The organism is Winogradskyella alexanderae (assembly GCF_020166335.1).
Taxonomy (GTDB): Bacteria; Bacteroidota; Bacteroidia; order Flavobacteriales; family Flavobacteriaceae; genus Winogradskyella; species Winogradskyella alexanderae.
In genome coordinates this window covers 181,810-197,253 of sequence record NZ_JAIUJR010000005.1, presented here as the reverse complement: position 1 = coordinate 197,253, position 15,444 = coordinate 181,810, and the positions used below count along the sequence as shown (strand labels likewise).

The 15,444-nt window shown below is 33.2% G+C and carries 19 protein-coding genes; 13 read left to right on the top strand and 6 right to left on the bottom strand.

All coding sequences use genetic code 11. The features are described from left to right. Positions 1–41 precede the first annotated feature (41 nt). Together LBU54_RS09270 and LBU54_RS09265 are read right to left on the bottom strand one after the other, a co-directional pair. Positions 42–458, bottom strand: a complete 417-nt coding sequence (locus LBU54_RS09270) for a hypothetical protein (RefSeq protein WP_224528620.1) — start codon at positions 456–458, stop codon at positions 42–44. 146 nt (positions 459–604) lie between these two features. Beyond that, positions 605–826, bottom strand: coding sequence for a hypothetical protein (locus tag LBU54_RS09265; RefSeq protein ID WP_224528618.1), 222 nt, complete (start codon positions 824–826; stop codon positions 605–607). Positions 827–1,078: 252 nt separating this feature from the next. Between LBU54_RS09265 and LBU54_RS09260 the strand changes: the two genes are divergently transcribed. From LBU54_RS09260 to LBU54_RS09250, 3 genes are all read left to right on the top strand, one after another. Beyond that, positions 1,079–1,576, top strand: coding sequence for a Dps family protein (locus tag LBU54_RS09260; RefSeq protein WP_224528616.1), 498 nt, complete (start codon positions 1,079–1,081; stop codon positions 1,574–1,576). A gap of 52 nt (positions 1,577–1,628) precedes the next feature. Next, on the top strand, positions 1,629–2,531 hold the full coding sequence (locus LBU54_RS09255) for a mechanosensitive ion channel family protein (RefSeq protein ID WP_224528614.1): 903 nt from the start codon (positions 1,629–1,631) through the stop codon (positions 2,529–2,531). A gap of 70 nt (positions 2,532–2,601) precedes the next feature. Next, positions 2,602–3,279, top strand: coding sequence for a DUF2461 domain-containing protein (locus LBU54_RS09250; RefSeq protein ID WP_224528613.1), 678 nt, complete (start codon positions 2,602–2,604; stop codon positions 3,277–3,279). On the opposite strand, the gene LBU54_RS09245 is transcribed toward LBU54_RS09250, so the two are convergent. From LBU54_RS09245 to LBU54_RS09235, 3 genes are all read right to left on the bottom strand, one after another. Beyond that, on the bottom strand, positions 3,276–3,692 hold the full coding sequence (locus LBU54_RS09245) for a glyoxalase (RefSeq protein ID WP_224528611.1): 417 nt from the start codon (positions 3,690–3,692) through the stop codon (positions 3,276–3,278). The genes LBU54_RS09250 and LBU54_RS09245 overlap by 4 nt on opposite strands. Before the next feature lie 115 nt (positions 3,693–3,807). Further along, positions 3,808–5,052 (bottom strand): mechanosensitive ion channel family protein, encoded by a 1,245-nt coding sequence (locus LBU54_RS09240; RefSeq protein WP_224528609.1) that lies wholly within the window; start codon positions 5,050–5,052, stop codon positions 3,808–3,810. Next, positions 5,039–5,332: a DUF3817 domain-containing protein gene (locus LBU54_RS09235; protein WP_224528709.1), complete on the bottom strand. Its 294-nt coding sequence runs from the start codon at positions 5,330–5,332 to the stop codon at positions 5,039–5,041. Before LBU54_RS09235 ends, LBU54_RS09240 begins: the two co-directional genes overlap by 14 nt. A gap of 146 nt (positions 5,333–5,478) precedes the next feature. On the opposite strand from LBU54_RS09235, the gene LBU54_RS09230 reads away from it, so the two are divergent. The 5 genes from LBU54_RS09230 to LBU54_RS09210 all read left to right on the top strand — a co-directional run bounded on the left by LBU54_RS09230 (position 5,479) and on the right by LBU54_RS09210 (position 9,185). Next, positions 5,479–5,967, top strand: coding sequence for a DUF4251 domain-containing protein (locus tag LBU54_RS09230; protein ID WP_224528608.1), 489 nt, complete (start codon positions 5,479–5,481; stop codon positions 5,965–5,967). Between the two features lie 7 nt (positions 5,968–5,974). Beyond that, complete coding sequence (locus LBU54_RS09225) at positions 5,975–7,255, top strand: NAD(P)/FAD-dependent oxidoreductase (protein WP_224528606.1); 1,281 nt, start codon at positions 5,975–5,977, stop codon at positions 7,253–7,255. 91 nt (positions 7,256–7,346) lie between these two features. Beyond that, positions 7,347–8,048 carry a hypothetical protein gene (locus tag LBU54_RS09220; RefSeq protein ID WP_224528605.1) on the top strand — a complete coding sequence of 234 codons (702 nt, stop codon included), beginning with the start codon at positions 7,347–7,349 and terminating at the stop codon, positions 8,046–8,048. A 178-nt stretch (positions 8,049–8,226) separates the two neighbouring features. Then, positions 8,227–8,682 carry a cold-shock protein gene (locus LBU54_RS09215; protein ID WP_224528603.1) on the top strand — a complete coding sequence of 152 codons (456 nt, stop codon included), beginning with the start codon at positions 8,227–8,229 and terminating at the stop codon, positions 8,680–8,682. Positions 8,683–8,717: 35 nt separating this feature from the next. After that, positions 8,718–9,185: a GyrI-like domain-containing protein gene (locus LBU54_RS09210; RefSeq protein ID WP_224528600.1), complete on the top strand. Its 468-nt coding sequence runs from the start codon at positions 8,718–8,720 to the stop codon at positions 9,183–9,185. On the opposite strand, the gene LBU54_RS09205 is transcribed toward LBU54_RS09210, so the two are convergent. Continuing rightward, positions 9,174–10,106, bottom strand: coding sequence for a peptidoglycan DD-metalloendopeptidase family protein (locus LBU54_RS09205; RefSeq protein WP_224528598.1), 933 nt, complete (start codon positions 10,104–10,106; stop codon positions 9,174–9,176). The genes LBU54_RS09210 and LBU54_RS09205 overlap by 12 nt on opposite strands. A 118-nt stretch (positions 10,107–10,224) precedes the next feature. Between LBU54_RS09205 and LBU54_RS09200 the strand changes: the two genes are divergently transcribed. The 5 genes from LBU54_RS09200 to LBU54_RS09180 all read left to right on the top strand — a co-directional run bounded on the left by LBU54_RS09200 (position 10,225) and on the right by LBU54_RS09180 (position 15,356). Continuing rightward, complete coding sequence (locus LBU54_RS09200) at positions 10,225–11,778, top strand: DEAD/DEAH box helicase (RefSeq protein WP_224528596.1); 1,554 nt, start codon at positions 10,225–10,227, stop codon at positions 11,776–11,778. 214 nt (positions 11,779–11,992) lie between these two features. Next, positions 11,993–12,493 (top strand): hypothetical protein, encoded by a 501-nt coding sequence (locus LBU54_RS09195; protein ID WP_224528594.1) that lies wholly within the window; start codon positions 11,993–11,995, stop codon positions 12,491–12,493. 92 nt (positions 12,494–12,585) lie between these two features. Then, on the top strand, positions 12,586–13,023 hold the full coding sequence (locus tag LBU54_RS09190) for a hypothetical protein (protein WP_224528591.1): 438 nt from the start codon (positions 12,586–12,588) through the stop codon (positions 13,021–13,023). A gap of 11 nt (positions 13,024–13,034) precedes the next feature. Next, positions 13,035–14,831 (top strand): adenylate/guanylate cyclase domain-containing protein, encoded by a 1,797-nt coding sequence (locus LBU54_RS09185; RefSeq protein WP_224528587.1) that lies wholly within the window; start codon positions 13,035–13,037, stop codon positions 14,829–14,831. An 18-nt stretch (positions 14,832–14,849) separates the two neighbouring features. Beyond that, on the top strand, positions 14,850–15,356 hold the full coding sequence (locus LBU54_RS09180) for a Pycsar system effector family protein (RefSeq protein WP_224528582.1): 507 nt from the start codon (positions 14,850–14,852) through the stop codon (positions 15,354–15,356). Positions 15,357–15,444: the final 88 nt, after the last annotated feature.

Genomic DNA, 15,444 nt, shown 5'->3' with positions numbered 1-15,444 from the left:
AATAAAAAACTAATACCTTTTTACGATTGGTTGGTTAAACTTTAATTTATCCAATTTTTTGACGCGCAATGCCTAGAGAACCAAACAAGTATAATACAGACAACAATAACTACAATTGGCATTACATAATCCAACATCTCAACGTTTATAAATAAATAGATGTGCTGTACAATTGCGCCAATGGCAGATATTACAAATAAGGCAATTGCCCATTTTTTTCTGAACAATAGAAATAAAGATCCTAATGCACCTCCAAAAACGGCAAAGGCAAAGGCTGCCGTATACCATGCAGGATATTCAACGAGAAATTCTGCTTGCTGCTCTTCAGGTAATGTGGCTATCATTTCCTCGGTTGCAAAGGCACGCCCAAGGTAAGCCATTACACCTATTATATTCCAGATTAAGGCAAGAATGCTAATAATCCAAAACCAAATAGGAGGTTTTTGAGTTGTTGACATAATAAATTGATTTAGTTAGTATTTAGCTAGTTTATAACATGTCTAAGTTAAAAAAAATCATTGAAACAGCAGGAGTTGGAAGTTTCAGAGCAATAAAAAAGGGTGACAGTATAAACCATCACCCTAATCTTTAAGTATTTAATTTGTTATTCTACAACGTGTAATTTTGGCTCTTTGTCTACAAATTTTCCATCTACCGATTCACCAAGAATAATGACTTCTTTAGATCGTTCGTACATTTTTATAGCACGATGCATTTGTAGTTTTGTTCCACTGTAAAGTTTAACACCTGATTTTGAGCCTTTGTTTCTAATTTCAATGTAAAAACCATCCTTTAATTTGGTTGGTCTAGTTGCTGGTCTACCCATAAAAATATATTGTGATTTTTAAAAAAGTTATGCATTATAGTAAAAATTAAATCAACTCGCAAACTTATTTTTTAACATTTGACTATAAGCCCTTAAAACCTGTTAAATGGAATTAACATTTTATGGTTTATTTAACATAATCTTAGGTTAATACAAAAGTCAAACCGTTAAACCCTGTTAAGTGACTTGACATAAGGTATTATAATCTTATGTTATAGTGAGACAAAAATTAATATAAACAAAACAATAGTTATGAATTACTTAAACATTAACGACGAAAAATTATTACCAACTGTTGTAGAATTAAACACTTTACTAGCAGACTATCACATTTATTATCAAAATCTAAGAAATTTCCATTGGAATATTTTAGGCGAAAATTTCTTTGAATTGCACGAAAAATTTGAGGATATGTATACAGATGCTAGAAAGAAAATTGATGAAATCGCTGAGCGAATCTTAACCTTAAGATATCATCCTATGAGCAATCTAAAAGATTATTTAGAGACTTCGTCAATTGAAGAGGTCTCCTCAAAATTAACTGATATTGAAATGGTGAAAGCGCTCTTGGAAAATCACAGTATTTTGCTAAGGCAAATGTCTAAGGTTGTAAAGAAAGCAGAGGAAACCAATGATGAAGGTACCATAGATTTAATCGGAGCTTACATAAGAGAACTTGAGAAAAGCAGTTGGATGTTAGATGCGTTTACAAAAGAAACCACATCGCAATTAAATGATAGCCTTGTATAGTTTTAAATTCATGGATTAAAAATCATTTACTGAAGCACCAAACATTCAAATTATGAAAAATCAATTTAATACCGCTTGGGAGTCTTTAATAACTAAGCTCCAAGGCTGGTTTAACACTACAATAGAATATATCCCCAACTTTATATTAGCCATTTTAGTAATGACAGTGTCTTACTTTACCGCGAAATACGTAAGTAGACTTGTAGGTAAACTTGTGGCCAGAAAAGTTGAGCAAGAATCCATTAAGAACGCTATTTCTAGGGTTACGGCTGTAATCGTGGTTTCGATGGGATTATTTATGGCATTGGGTGTAATGAATCTTGGTAAAGCATTAACGTCATTACTAGCTGGTGCTGGAGTTGTTGGTTTGGTGATAGGTCTAGCCCTACAAGGCACTTTAGCCAATACCTTTGCTGGTTTAATTTTGTCATTTAGAAAAAAGATTCAAATTGGCAACTGGGTAGAGACAACAGGGTTTTCTGGTGAGGTTATAGATATAAATCTCAAGGACTTTACATTACGTGAAGCCGATAATAATATTGTCGTAATTCCAAATAAAACTATTTTAGAGAATCCTCTGAAAAATTATTCACTAACAACAAAAATGCGTGTCTTTTTAGAATGCGGCGTTGGCTACGAATCAGATCTGGAAAAAGTTGAACAACTCACAAAACAAACTATAGCCAATACTTTCGATCAGGTGGAAGAATCAGAAGACGTTGAATTTTATTATACCGAATTTGGTGATAGCTCCATAAATTACCTTTGTAGATTCTGGATTGATGCAGAAAGTATGCTAGAAAAATTGAGGGCTAAAACCAAAGCTATTATTGAGATTAAAAAGGCTTATGATAAAGCCGGAATCAATATTCCGTTTCCTATTAGAACGCTTCAATTTGACAATAAATTAAAAGTCAATACTCCAGATTTGCAAGACGCTTTTTCCAATAACTAAAGTTAATAAGTAGTTAAGAAGCCATCTAAAACAGATGGCTTTTTTTATTTTTATTTAAAACACAGTTATAATGCACACATCAATTCCAAAGGAAACCTTACCATTTTTAATTAGATTATCTAAAAACAACAACCGTGACTGGTTTAATGAACACAAACCAGAATTTAAAGGAATAGAGGCAAAAGTAAAGGAGGCTTATAATCATTTGGGAAGTTTAATGAGTTTGCATGATCAAATAGAAAAGGTGAAAGTCTTCAGGATTTATAGAGATGTAAGATTTTCCAAGAATAAATTACCATATAAAACCCATTTTGGTGGTGCCTTCCACAGAAAAAAACCCGAATTAAGAGGTGGTTACTATCTTCACATACAGCCAAATAATGAATCTTTTATTGCAACTGGTTTTTGGGAACCTAATAAAGACGACCTTTTTAGAATCAGAAAAGAATTTGAAATGGATGATAGCGAAATGAGAGAAATTCTAGAAAACAAATCATTCAATTCAATTTGGGGTGGATTTGTAGGTGATGAATTAAAAACTGCTCCAAAAGGATTTGATAAAACACATCCAGCAATAGATCTCATCAGAAAAAAGCAATATATCTTTATAAAAAAATATACTGATGTAGCTGTGGTTTCAGATGATTTTTTAGATCAGGTAAATGAAGCCTTTGTGCAAATAAGACCTTTCTTTGATTATATGAGCGATGTATTAACCACCAATTTAAATGGTGAAACTTTACTTTAAACCGCTTTTAACACCTCTGGCTTAACAAAAAGTTGAATACTGTTTATAATCCTATTTTTTACAATATTCATCATGCGTTTATTCAAAGCAGATGAATTCTGGATGTAATTATCATACTCTTCAACAGTAAACTGGCCAATAATCATTCCTTTTATAGAATTTCTAAATTTCATGTCCTTGTGGATGGCATTATCAATATAATCCAACTGCTTTTGTAGTGATAGTTCGTAGAAGACATTTTTGCGCTTGGCAATATAATTTTTAAAAACTGCGATAAACAAATCGTGCTGCATTTTAATAATTGGTCTGAGCGTCTTATTTTGAAATAGCTCGTCTTCACTCATTGAATCGTAAATTTTTGCTGAGGCAATAACAGGTCTAATGGCTATTAGGTCGTCGGTACGTTTATTCATAACTAGGTTTAGGATTAATTTGGACTTAAATTTAGCTATTATGCTTAGCCAGACAAATAAAGGTTCATTATGTTGTTAACGGTCTTATTAACAATGAATCCGTAAGTTTTAAATACTAATCTGAGTTTGCAACGCTTAGCTCGTAGATTTGCAAATCAAAATACGTTACAGCGGCAAGAACATGGTCAAAAATATCGCCCATTATATATTCATAATTCTGCCATCTTATATCAGAACTAAAGGCATAAATTTCCATTGGTATGCCTTGTGGCGTTGGTTCAAGTTGCCTAACCATCAGTGTCATATTTTTATTTATAGCCGAATGTCGCTCAATATAGGTTTGAAGATATTTTCTAAAAACACCAAAGTTTGTAAGGTTTCTACCGTTTATCAAAATGGACTTATCTACATTGTTGTCGGCATTAAACTTTTTTATTTCACTTGAACGCTCGTTAATGTAATTTGTGATGAGTTCAATGTTTTTAAAATGTTCAATATCTTCATCATTGAGAAATTTGATGGTCGATGTTTTTATGATAACGGAACGCTTGATTCGCCTTCCACCTGAAGACATCATACCTCTCCAGTTTTTGAACGAATCTGATATTAAAGCATAGGTTGGGATAGTCGTTATGGTTTTGTCCCAATTCTGAACTTTAACTGTAGCAAGGCTAATTTCGATAACATCGCCGTCTGCACCATATTTTTCAAATGTAATCCAATCACCAATCCTCACCATATCGTTAATGCTAACTTGTATACTGGCAACAAAACCTAAAATTGTATCTTTAAAAATAAGCAAGATAACTGCTGAAGCCGTTCCTAACGATATTGCAAATTTTATGAAGGTGAGTCCCGTAAGTATAGAAAAAATAGCGAATATTCCGAGTATCCATCCAAATATCATAAAGACTTGGATGTAGCTGTCAATAGGTTTATCCTTGTATCTTGAGAGCGTTTTTAAATAGTCTTTTACAGAATTTAAAAAACTTCTTATTATCCGAAGCGTTAATAAGATGGCTATTATTTTAAGTGTTTTTTCAATTATATTTTCGGTATAATCAAAATCTGTGAAAACCTGAGGGACAAATTCAATTAAAATTATTAGCGGTATAATATGGGCTACATTTCGCGGTAGTTTGTTGCTGATTAATATGTCATCAAAATTGGTTTTAGTACGTTTTGCTAAACCTGCTGAGAATCGCCTTAAAATACGTTTAGTTATAAAGTCTACTATAAAGGCAATCAATAATACTGCAATTAACAAACAAATCATATTTGCATATTGCGCAGTAGTTTCAGAGAACCCCTTCTCAATTAAAATATCGTAAATGTAGTGTCTCACGCTAAATTTGAGCATTTCTTAAGTATTTTTTGTCAATATAAAAAGTACCAAAAGGGATTATAGATGCTAACATAATAATAAACATAGTCCTATTAGACCATTTCATGTCTGTGCTTACCATAATCGCAAGGACAATATAAGCGATAAAAAATAATCCGTGTGGCATTCCTAAAAGTTTTACGTATTGTGGGTCATCTAAGAGATATTTTATTGGAACCGCTACAAATAACAATAAGATATAAGACAATCCTTCCAATAAAGCTACAAGCCTGAATAAAGACAACTGTTTAACCATCATTAAATTTTTTGCAAAAATAGTAATGAAAGCACTTTTAAATAACCAATTTAACAGCTTTTAAGAAAATCATAAGAACTAGAATTCTATTAATTATCTTTAGCATATAAAAATTGAAGTATTCAACTAAACCCTTAATATAACGTATGAAATATTCCATAAGTACTTTAGGTAAACTGTTGTTGGTTGTTACGGTTCTAGGAATAGGCACTATATCCAGTTTGCATGCTCAGGATAATAATAAGAAGAAAGATTCTTTTGAAAGGACCTATAACAATTCATTACAAACAGTTGAATATGGTAATTTTAAATTCAGTGCTAACCTGATATACGATGGAATGCAGCGCGAAAAAAATCTGAGCACATTAAAAATAAACAATAGTCAGTTGGAAGGCAGTTTATTACCCTTCTCTGATAACGAGACTGGTCTTATTCAATTAAATAAACAAGCTTTAAGGGAATATAAGGTTTATAGCGATGAACGCAATAAAATAATAGAAGTGTCTTTTAATACCACAGTACACAATTTTAATTATCAATTTAAAATTAAGATAATGCCTAATGGCAATTCTATTTTAAATGTTATAAACAATAGAGATAGCATTGAGTATAGAGGAATTATTGAAAGAATTTAGATAGAGCATGGAGCGCGAAGAATATATTATATACATTATTGGTGCAGGAATTAGTGGTTTAATCGCAGCAAAAGTTCTTGAGGAAAACGGTTACAGACCAATAATTCTTGAAGCATCAGATCGAGTAGGAGGGCGTATAAAAACAGACATTGTTGAGGGCTATCAATTGGATCAAGGGTTTCAGGTGTTGCTAGATGCTTATCCCATGGCTAAATTGCATTTAGATTACAAAGCATTAAAGCTACAAGAATTTTTGCCAGGAGCTGTTATTTTTTCTGAGGGTAAATCACAAACTATTGGCGATCCGCTAAGAGATATCCGCCTATTGTGGCCAACCATAACGGCCAATGTCGGGACGCTTTCTGATAAACTCAAAATTTTAAAACTCAATACACAGTTAAAGAAAAAATCCATCAATGAAATTTTTGGTTCAGTATCTAAGTCAACACTAGATTACTTGAAGGAATATGGTTTTTCCGATAGAATAATTAGCAAATTTTTTAAACCCTTTTTTACTGGTATTTTTCTTGAGCCAGAGCTAAGAACATCAAGCATAATGTTTGAGTTTATTTATAAAATGTTTGGAGAAGGTTTGGCTACCTTACCACTGGAAGGAATAGGAGCAATATCAAATCAATTGCAATCTAATCTCAATAACACGGAAATTAGATTTAACACCAAGGTTAAGGAGGTAAGGGACAATAAATTAATCTTGGAAAATGATGACCAACTAGAAACTCATTTTACAATAATCGCTACTGCACCAAACCAATTTGTCACTAACCTTAAAGATCAAAAAACAGATTGGAAGTCTTGCTTCAATCTTTATTTTGAAGTAGAAAAGCGAAGTATCAATAAGCCCTTAATAGGATTAGTAGCAAATGAAGAAGCACTAATAAATAATGTCTTTTTTCACAATAGTTTAAAAACGAAGCATAAAGGTGAGTCAGAACTTTTATCCGTTACAGTTGTAAAGCAACATGAGCTTGACCAAACGGAGCTTATAAAAAGAGTAGAAGAAGAACTAAAACAGTACTGTAAAATTGACAATGTAAAGTTCTTGAAAAGTTACCATATCAAACAAGCGTTACCAGACATAGAACATTTGCAATATGAGATTTCACCAACTGAAACACAATTAAAACCTAATATTTATCTTGCCGGAGACCATCTACTTAACGGTTCATTGAACGCGGCTATGCTCTCAGGAGAAAGGGCTGCTCAAGGATTAATAATGAGCTTAGAAGATGGTCTTGTTGTTGAGAACATATCCTCTGAATATATATAAATTTCATTTATATCATCTTTTTTTAGGTTTAATACGTATATATCCTATTGCCATTTTGGCAGCCCCAAACATTTAACCTAATAATTAAATTATGAACCTACTTAAAACGATGGGATTATTCCTAATGATTACTTCATTTAATATTATTAATGCTCAAACAACTCCAGACAAGCAATCTAAATTTGGCTTGGGAATAAATGTCGGATTCAATAGAGGATTAGGGTTTCAAACTACTTTAACAGCTATTAAACCGATTGAAAGCTTACCTGTTCATTTTCGGGTCGGTGTTGGCTACACGAGCTTAGACCCAGGAAGCTCAGCAGACGCAAGACGAATTTTTATCAACAATGCCACTAATGGCGTGCCTCAAGAAAAGGCAAAAGCTTTTGATTACCGTTTTGATTTTTTATGGGAAACGAACCTTTTCAATCTAAATGAAGCCTACATAGTATTCGGCCCTCGTTATTCAAGCTTTAGAGCTAATTTTAAGTATATAGGCGGTAATGAAGATTTTGATGTTACCTCTAGACAATTTGGAATTGGTTTGGGTGCAGAAACTCATTTTAAAATATCTGAACGATTAGACCTTGTAGCCTTGGCAGGTTTAGACTATTTTTTTAATAACACCTTAAAGGGACATGATACGTCTTATAGCCCTGATAATGATAATGTGAATCCTAGAAATGATAACCAAAACAACAATAGAGAATTTGAATTTAGTGATGCAAATGATGCAATTAATCAACCTGGATTAATGCCAAGGATTATGTTAGGTATTGTTTATAGTTTATAAAGTAATTTTTTTGGATTAGAAATTGTACCTTTATCAAAGTTTATTGAAGGTACACCTCACAAGTAACATTTATTCCAAGTTATTTTTCCGGTATTTTGAGATGCGCTGTTAATATTGTTAACCTGTAATCTTTATTAGTATTTTCTTAAGCAAGTAAATATTAATTATATATTATTACATGGGTAGATCACAACAAACATTTAGTAAAAGTGAGAAAGAAAAAAAACGTTTAAAAAAGCGCGAAGACAAACGTAAAAAAATGGAAGCGCGCAAACTAGCAAAAGAAGAGGGCGGTTCTAAAGGTATACCAATCGCTTATGTAGATTACAACGGTAATTTAACGGATACACCACCAGACCCTTCAATGAAGGTAAAGGTAAAAGCTGAAAATATTGAATTAGGCATACCAAAAAAGGAAGAAACCGATGAAGAATTTGACCCAATTAGAAAGGGTAAAGTTTCGTTTTTTGACAGTTCAAAAGGATTTGGTTTCATTATAGATATCGAGACAAATGAAAAGTATTTCACCCATATTAGCGGTATCATAGATGATATCATTGAAAATGACAAAGTGACTTTTGAGCTTGAAAAAGGCCAAAAAGGAATGAATGCCGTAAGAGTAAAAAAATCCTAGGTCTTATTTTTAGTCCTTTAAAGACGATAAATAGATTGAATCCAAAAATTGAAACCGTAGATAAAAAGTATGTCATTGGCATGCAGTCAAGTATGCATCACGGCGAAATGCAGCAAATAATTGCACTATGGAAACAATTCATGCCAAACAAGTATAAAATTGATAATAATGTAGGGCAAGAATTAATTGCATTACAGTACTACGCCAATTTTAATGACACTCGTCAGCCTTATGATATCATGGCTTGTACCGAGGTAACCGATTTAAAAAATATTCCAGATGGATTAGTTGGCTTTACAATTCCCAAAGGAGAATATGCAGTATTTGTTTTAAAAGGAACTGATGCTGGTGGTCTTTATCGTAAAATTCTATCGGAGTGGTTACCAACATCAGGTTGTGTAATTGATGATAGACCTCACTTTCAAGTTATGGGTAAAAAATACATCAACGGAAGTGAGAAATCTGAAGAAGACTTCTATATTCCAATAAAATCAAAGCTCTAAGACCAACTTTTGGCCAATTCTTAAGGTTGAATTTCTTCGTATTGCATTTGTCTTGCAAATAGACGCTATTGTGATATTATTTCGTTTTGAAATCCTAGATAACGTATCGCCGCGTCTAACAATATAAACTTTAGTCTGTTTGATTAAGCTTTTTCGAGCCTCCTCTTCAGATTTAAACAAAGCCAATTTAGATGGGCGTCTAGAGTTGTGGTATCGCGCTCTAGTCCATTTTCTTGTAACCCAGAGCTCTCCTGAACGAATCTTATTATCCTCAGAAAAATCAAATAGATATTCAGGATGAATATTTTCGCCTTTAAAACTCGTAACAAGATGCAAGTGACTTCCCCTAGAATTTCCTGTATTACCGCCTTTACCTAAATATTGCCCTTTTACCACACTATCATTGGCTTTTACTGCAATATGGGACAAATGCGCATATGTTGTTTCTAAACCATTGTAATGCCTTACAACAACAGTTCTGCCATGGCCACGACTATATCGAGCAAAACGCACAATACCGTCTAACATAGATACTACGCTGTCTCCAGTTACCAAATCTATATCTATTCCTTTATGTGGCCTTCCACGTCGCCAACCATATCTAGAGGTAATTACTTTTGCTTTATTGATTGGTGAAGCATAGAGCGAATCCTCAAATTCAATTTTAAACGGATAGGCTATGACGTAATCTTTATAAGGATTGTAAACAGTCGTATCCCAATACTCAGACTTTATATCAAATCTGGGGCTAATGACAGTTTCCTTTTTAACTATTGGAATTTCAATCTCATGGACATCGTTTATCTTATTAAACGAGGGTATAGGAAGTTTTATTTTTAGGCTTTTATTAGATAGGTTATCTTGAGAATGCGCATTTAAAATGCACACTAAAGCGATAAACAACAAAGTGAAGTTTTTCATTTTTTTTGCTACTAACCAAAAGACGAACGCAAAAGTAAAATAAATATTGTTGACCACAAATTGCTTTAACATCCCTTAAATTAAAGTACTTTTGCACCTTGTATTTCAGAAGCCAATTATGTCTCAAAACAACCAAGCCATACAGGATAAAAAAACAGATAAGGAATTATACGACTACCAACAAGGTGCTATTAGTAAAATTTTTGAAAAATTTGATACTGCACCAGATGATTATCATTTGCTATACCAATTACCTACAGGTGGCGGTAAAACGGTAATCTTTTCTGAGATGGTTAGGCAATACCTAAAAAACCATAATAAAAAAGTTTTGGTGATGACCCACCGCATTGAGCTATGCAATCAAACGTCTCAGATGCTTACAAGTTTTGGAGTTACCAATAAGATTGTTAGTAGTAAAGCTAACTTAGATGATCAAGCCGAATATTCCTGTTTTGTTGCTATGGTAGAAACCTTAAATAACAGGTTAAATGATAACATGTTAGATATTTCTGACGTTGGGTTGGTAATAATTGATGAGGCCCATTATAACTCCTTTACCAAGCTCTTTAAATTCTTTGAGAAGTCTTTTATTTTGGGCGTAACGGCAACACCTTTAAGCTCTAATAAGGAATTGCCAATGAAAGACAATTATAATGAGTTAATAGCCGGTGAAACCATCGAGAATCTAATTGAGAATGAATTTTTGGCTAGAGCGGAAACTTTTGCTTACGATATGAGTTTGACCTCATTAGAAATAGGCTCTAATGGTGATTATACCGTAAAATCTTCTGAAGACTTATATACAAGTCCTGCGATGCTTCAAAAAACCATAGACGCGTTTAAAAAACATTCGCTAGGTAAAAAGACCTTAATTTTTAATAACGGTATTAATACCTCAATAAGTGTTTACTATGCTTTTAGACAAGCCGGATTACCAATAATGCATTTAGATAATACGGCCACCAAAAAACAAAGACGACAGATATTAGATTGGTTTAGTGAAACACCAAATGCCATTTTAACCTCTGTAAGTATCCTAACTACGGGATTTGATGAGCCAACAATTGATACGATTATTCTGAATAGAGCCACCAAATCATTGACCTTATATTACCAAATGGTGGGTCGTGGGTCTAGAATATTAAATAACAAATCTAAGTTCACAATTATAGATTTGGGCAATAATTTATACCGTTTCGGACCTTGGGGTGCGGATCTAGATTGGCAACTAATTTTTAAATCACCTAATTGGTATGCAGATCGCATTCAGAGTGATGAGGCAATTGAAGCCAATTTTAAACATGAATTGGCCGATGACATAAAAGACGAATTCTCTAAATCCGAAGATACCTATTTTGATATACGTCAATGCTATAAAGATGCTGTTGATGCAGGCGAATCATCTAAAGTTGTGCTAGAACGGTCTATAGAACACCATGCTAAAATATGCATAGAAAACAGTGAAGATGTTTACGATGCACTAGCATTAGCAAAATTACTGAAAGACGACATTAATCAGCGTATTGAAATTTATGCAAAATGCATAAGTAAAAGCACGGGCAACTTTTTAAAGTGGTTAAAGGACGATTACCAAAAGAAACTAAACTCCTATTTAAGAACCAACTTTGATGCGAAATTCGAAGAGATTCATGGTTATCCACCAGAAGATTAGTCAACTGTTCATCAAAAATGCATGCTTTTTAAATTAGTGCATTAGGTTATCAGAAAAATATGACCTATTTTTAGCATAACCTTATCAGCTTACATTACCTAAATTTTTGTTATCCCTAATTACTACCTATTATAATGATTCAGTTTAAATGTATTGAGCATTATCCTATGTGATGTTTAACAAATGTGCCTATTAATTTTTATATGAAAGTTAAATGGAATTAAGAGTGCCTAGAGTCCAAGATGAGATTACTGCAGAAGATCTTTGGTATGTTTTAAAGAATCCATGGAAATTTTCAACGTATGAGTGGAAACTTTATAATATATATAATGAGCAAACAGCCTTTGAGACCTTAACAGAACAGTTTGAAGAATCTCGTAAGGACGGCTTTAGTAAACTGTTTAGGACATCAGATAATTTACCCTTGCTTATACTTATGGCAGTTAAAATTAGTGAAACGGTATTACACTGCTATTTGGTGGCAAGTAAGCATATGGAAGAGAACAATCAAGCCTTAAAAGTAACGTTTGAAATGCGTCAAATTTTAGAAGAGCAATCTAATAATTATAAAGGCTGTACGCTTGTGGTATATTCGCAATCTAGAGAGCCTGATAAACAGATGTCTTGGTTACGTTTTCTTGGCTTAAAATATAAACCTGAGGGCAATGTAGGTAATGCTAAATATTTTGAATATGAATCAAGGGTAAACGCGTGAACATTTAGATTAGGCAATTTTAATCTACTAGTAGAATTTTTAAACTAAAAATAAATCAATTAATAATTATTTTAACTTAAAACACACTAATTATGGGAGGAGGAAAACCGGCCAACACAGTCATTACGTTAACAGTTGATACAGATAAACTTGTATCGGACCCAGAAAATGTAAACAAATACGTTGTTTTTACGGACAATCAAAGTGATCCAGCAGAAAACCCAGGGCATCCAGAAACATATGTGTCTACTGTAAATAAAGGTGCAACCTGCGAGTGGCAAGGTGTCGCCAAGAATGGTAGGGATGTAATAAACATTGATACTATTACTAAAAAATCAACAAACGGGAAAGACTTACTGAATACGCCAATTCCTCCTGGTTTACAGGGTCCTAAAGGCGGTGGTAAAAAAATTACAGCTAGAGTAAGAGCAAATTACTTAGATGGTGATGAGCCTTATACTGTTGCTTTTAATATTGGTGAAAATCCTTTCGTATATTTTGTTGACCCCAGAATAAAAATGAATACATAAAATTTCAAAAAATGTTTCATCATTTAAAAAAAGCCTATTTTGTTACAATAGGCTTCTTTTTTATTGTTGTTCAGTTTGCTTTTGGTCAAGATCAAAAAGTAGCAGATAGTTTGTCAGTAATTTATAAGAAAAATAATTTAGACGGTATTGAGAAATTAGAATTATTGCGCGATTTATCTTTTAATGAACTAAACGATCCAGAATTGTCTTTAAAGTATGCCAATGAGTTGATCGCTTTGTCAGAATTAGAGAGGAATTATCAATATATTCATAGTGGATATCTTCAGAAAGGGTATTATTATTTTAACAATGGAGATATAGAATTAGCCTTAGAGGCATTCTTCAAGAGTAATGAAGCATCAAATAAGGTAAATTATATCGAAGGACAAGGAGTAACCTACGCTGCCATTGCTGATTCTTATGTTGTTAACGAGAACTTTGACACTGCAATTGAATACTATAACCAAGCCATAGCATTTATTGAAAAAACTAACGATTCTATCAATTTAGCATCAATACTAATAAATTTTGGAGATGCTCATTTTAACAATAAAAAATACGATGCAGCATTAGAAAAATTTAAAAAATCTATTCAAATATGCCAAGAGATTAATTTTTTGACTGGTACGGCCTATAATAAAGGTAATATTGGGATGGTTTATGCCGAACAAGGCAAAGACCAATTAGCAGAGTCTAATATAAATGAGGCTATCGAAATACTGGAACTACAAGAAGATTATTATCCAATCTCTATATACCTTACCTATATGTCGGATATATATGCAAGGAAGAAGGATTTTAATACGGCATTGACATATTTGGAGAGAAGTCTAAATTTAGCTAAAAAATATGGTTTAAAAGATCAAATAAGTGAAGCCAATTTAAAACTTTCAGAATTCCATGAAAGTAAAGGTGATCTTGCAACGGCATATCCGTTTTTTAAGGAGCATATTGTCTACCGCGACCTTGTAGTCAACCTCCAATCAGTACAGAAAGCTGCGGATGTACGTACTGAATTTGAGGTTTCAAAAGAAAAGGCTATAGCAAAGGAAAAACAGAAAACCCAACGTATCATTATTTGGTCTACCGTAGGCGTTTTATTTCTTATTGGTTTATTGGCCTTTGGTCTGTACAGGCGTAACAAATATGTAAGGGCTACCAACAAGATTATTGCAAATGAAAAGGAGCGTTCAGATAAACTATTACTAAATATCTTGCCGGAAGAAACAGCGCAAGAGTTGAAAGATAAGGGTAGAGTAGAAGCAAAAAAGTATCCTTCGGTTACTGTTCTGTTTAGCGATTTTAAGGGCTTTACGAAATATGCCGAAGGCCTCTCACCAGAAGAATTGGTTAAAACAATAGATTATTACTTTACTGAATTCGATTTAATAATGGAACGTCATGGTTTAGAAAAAATTAAAACCATAGGTGATGCATATATGGCCGTTGGAGGCCTTAGTTTTGACAATGTTGATAAGGCCAAGGAAATGATCCTTGCCGCACAAGAAATGAACAATTTTGTGGTTAAAGCTAAGGATGATGTACATACCTCCGCTACCTTTGATATTAGAATTGGCATTAATACGGGTCCTGTTGTTGCTGGTGTTGTTGGTAAAAACAAATTTGCTTACGATATTTGGGGCGATACCGTAAATATAGCGTCAAGGATGGAAAGCACTTCAGAACCTGGACGGATTAACATCTCGGAATACACGTATGAAAGGATAAAATCTGACTTTGAATGCACCTACCGAGGTGAGTTGGAAGTAAAAAACAGAGGGCACCTTAAAATGTATTTTGTAAATTGACGGCATAAACTAACCAATATGGCTCAAGATCCTAACAATTATTGGGAACAACTGGAACGCTTAGAAAAGCTCATTAAAAACTCAGAACTCAAAGCTGGTGTTGTATTTTCCTTTCATTCTTTAATAATAGGGATATTTATAGATCGCATAGATGAATTTAAAACACTGCTTGTAGAAAACAGTTTTGTTTTAGCCGTTATGATTTTATGGGCGCTTATGGTAACTATATCCATATTCTTTTGTTTTAGATGCTTTAAGCCGGTAATGGAAATGAAATACGAAAGGAATGTATTTTTCTTTAGGGATGCGGTTAACGAATTTGATAATGTTGAAGAATTTTGCAAGGAAATTATTAAAGTATGTGGTTCAAAAGACGAACTCTATCAAAAACTGGCAGAACAAATCCATGCCGAAAGCAAGATAATAGACGATAAATTTAAGAGTGTACGCCATTCCATTACCTTTTTTGCACTGAGCATATTATTCGTCTTTATATTCACAGTTTACCTTTCGGCTTTATCCTAGTTCGAAGTGCTATGGCGTAATTGGTACTATAAATGACTATCATTTCTGCGATTGAAAGTAAATCATAAATTATTAAAAACAGTAAAGC

Coding starts and splice junctions, on each gene's coding strand:
- LBU54_RS09270 (WP_224528620.1), bottom strand. CDS start 458: ATGTCAACAACTCAAAAACCTCCTATTTGGTTTTGGATTATTAGCATT.
- LBU54_RS09265 (WP_224528618.1), bottom strand. CDS start 826: ATGGGTAGACCAGCAACTAGACCAACCAAATTAAAGGATGGTTTTTAC.
- LBU54_RS09260 (WP_224528616.1), top strand. CDS start 1,079: ATGAATTACTTAAACATTAACGACGAAAAATTATTACCAACTGTTGTA.
- LBU54_RS09255 (WP_224528614.1), top strand. CDS start 1,629: ATGAAAAATCAATTTAATACCGCTTGGGAGTCTTTAATAACTAAGCTC.
- LBU54_RS09250 (WP_224528613.1), top strand. CDS start 2,602: ATGCACACATCAATTCCAAAGGAAACCTTACCATTTTTAATTAGATTA.
- LBU54_RS09245 (WP_224528611.1), bottom strand. CDS start 3,692: ATGAATAAACGTACCGACGACCTAATAGCCATTAGACCTGTTATTGCC.
- LBU54_RS09240 (WP_224528609.1), bottom strand. CDS start 5,052: ATGCTCAAATTTAGCGTGAGACACTACATTTACGATATTTTAATTGAG.
- LBU54_RS09235 (WP_224528709.1), bottom strand. CDS start 5,332: ATGGTTAAACAGTTGTCTTTATTCAGGCTTGTAGCTTTATTGGAAGGA.
- LBU54_RS09230 (WP_224528608.1), top strand. CDS start 5,479: ATGAAATATTCCATAAGTACTTTAGGTAAACTGTTGTTGGTTGTTACG.
- LBU54_RS09225 (WP_224528606.1), top strand. CDS start 5,975: ATGGAGCGCGAAGAATATATTATATACATTATTGGTGCAGGAATTAGT.
- LBU54_RS09220 (WP_224528605.1), top strand. CDS start 7,347: ATGAACCTACTTAAAACGATGGGATTATTCCTAATGATTACTTCATTT.
- LBU54_RS09215 (WP_224528603.1), top strand. CDS start 8,227: ATGGGTAGATCACAACAAACATTTAGTAAAAGTGAGAAAGAAAAAAAA.
- LBU54_RS09205 (WP_224528598.1), bottom strand. CDS start 10,106: ATGAAAAACTTCACTTTGTTGTTTATCGCTTTAGTGTGCATTTTAAAT.
- LBU54_RS09200 (WP_224528596.1), top strand. CDS start 10,225: ATGTCTCAAAACAACCAAGCCATACAGGATAAAAAAACAGATAAGGAA.
- LBU54_RS09195 (WP_224528594.1), top strand. CDS start 11,993: ATGGAATTAAGAGTGCCTAGAGTCCAAGATGAGATTACTGCAGAAGAT.
- LBU54_RS09190 (WP_224528591.1), top strand. CDS start 12,586: ATGGGAGGAGGAAAACCGGCCAACACAGTCATTACGTTAACAGTTGAT.
- LBU54_RS09185 (WP_224528587.1), top strand. CDS start 13,035: ATGTTTCATCATTTAAAAAAAGCCTATTTTGTTACAATAGGCTTCTTT.
- LBU54_RS09180 (WP_224528582.1), top strand. CDS start 14,850: ATGGCTCAAGATCCTAACAATTATTGGGAACAACTGGAACGCTTAGAA.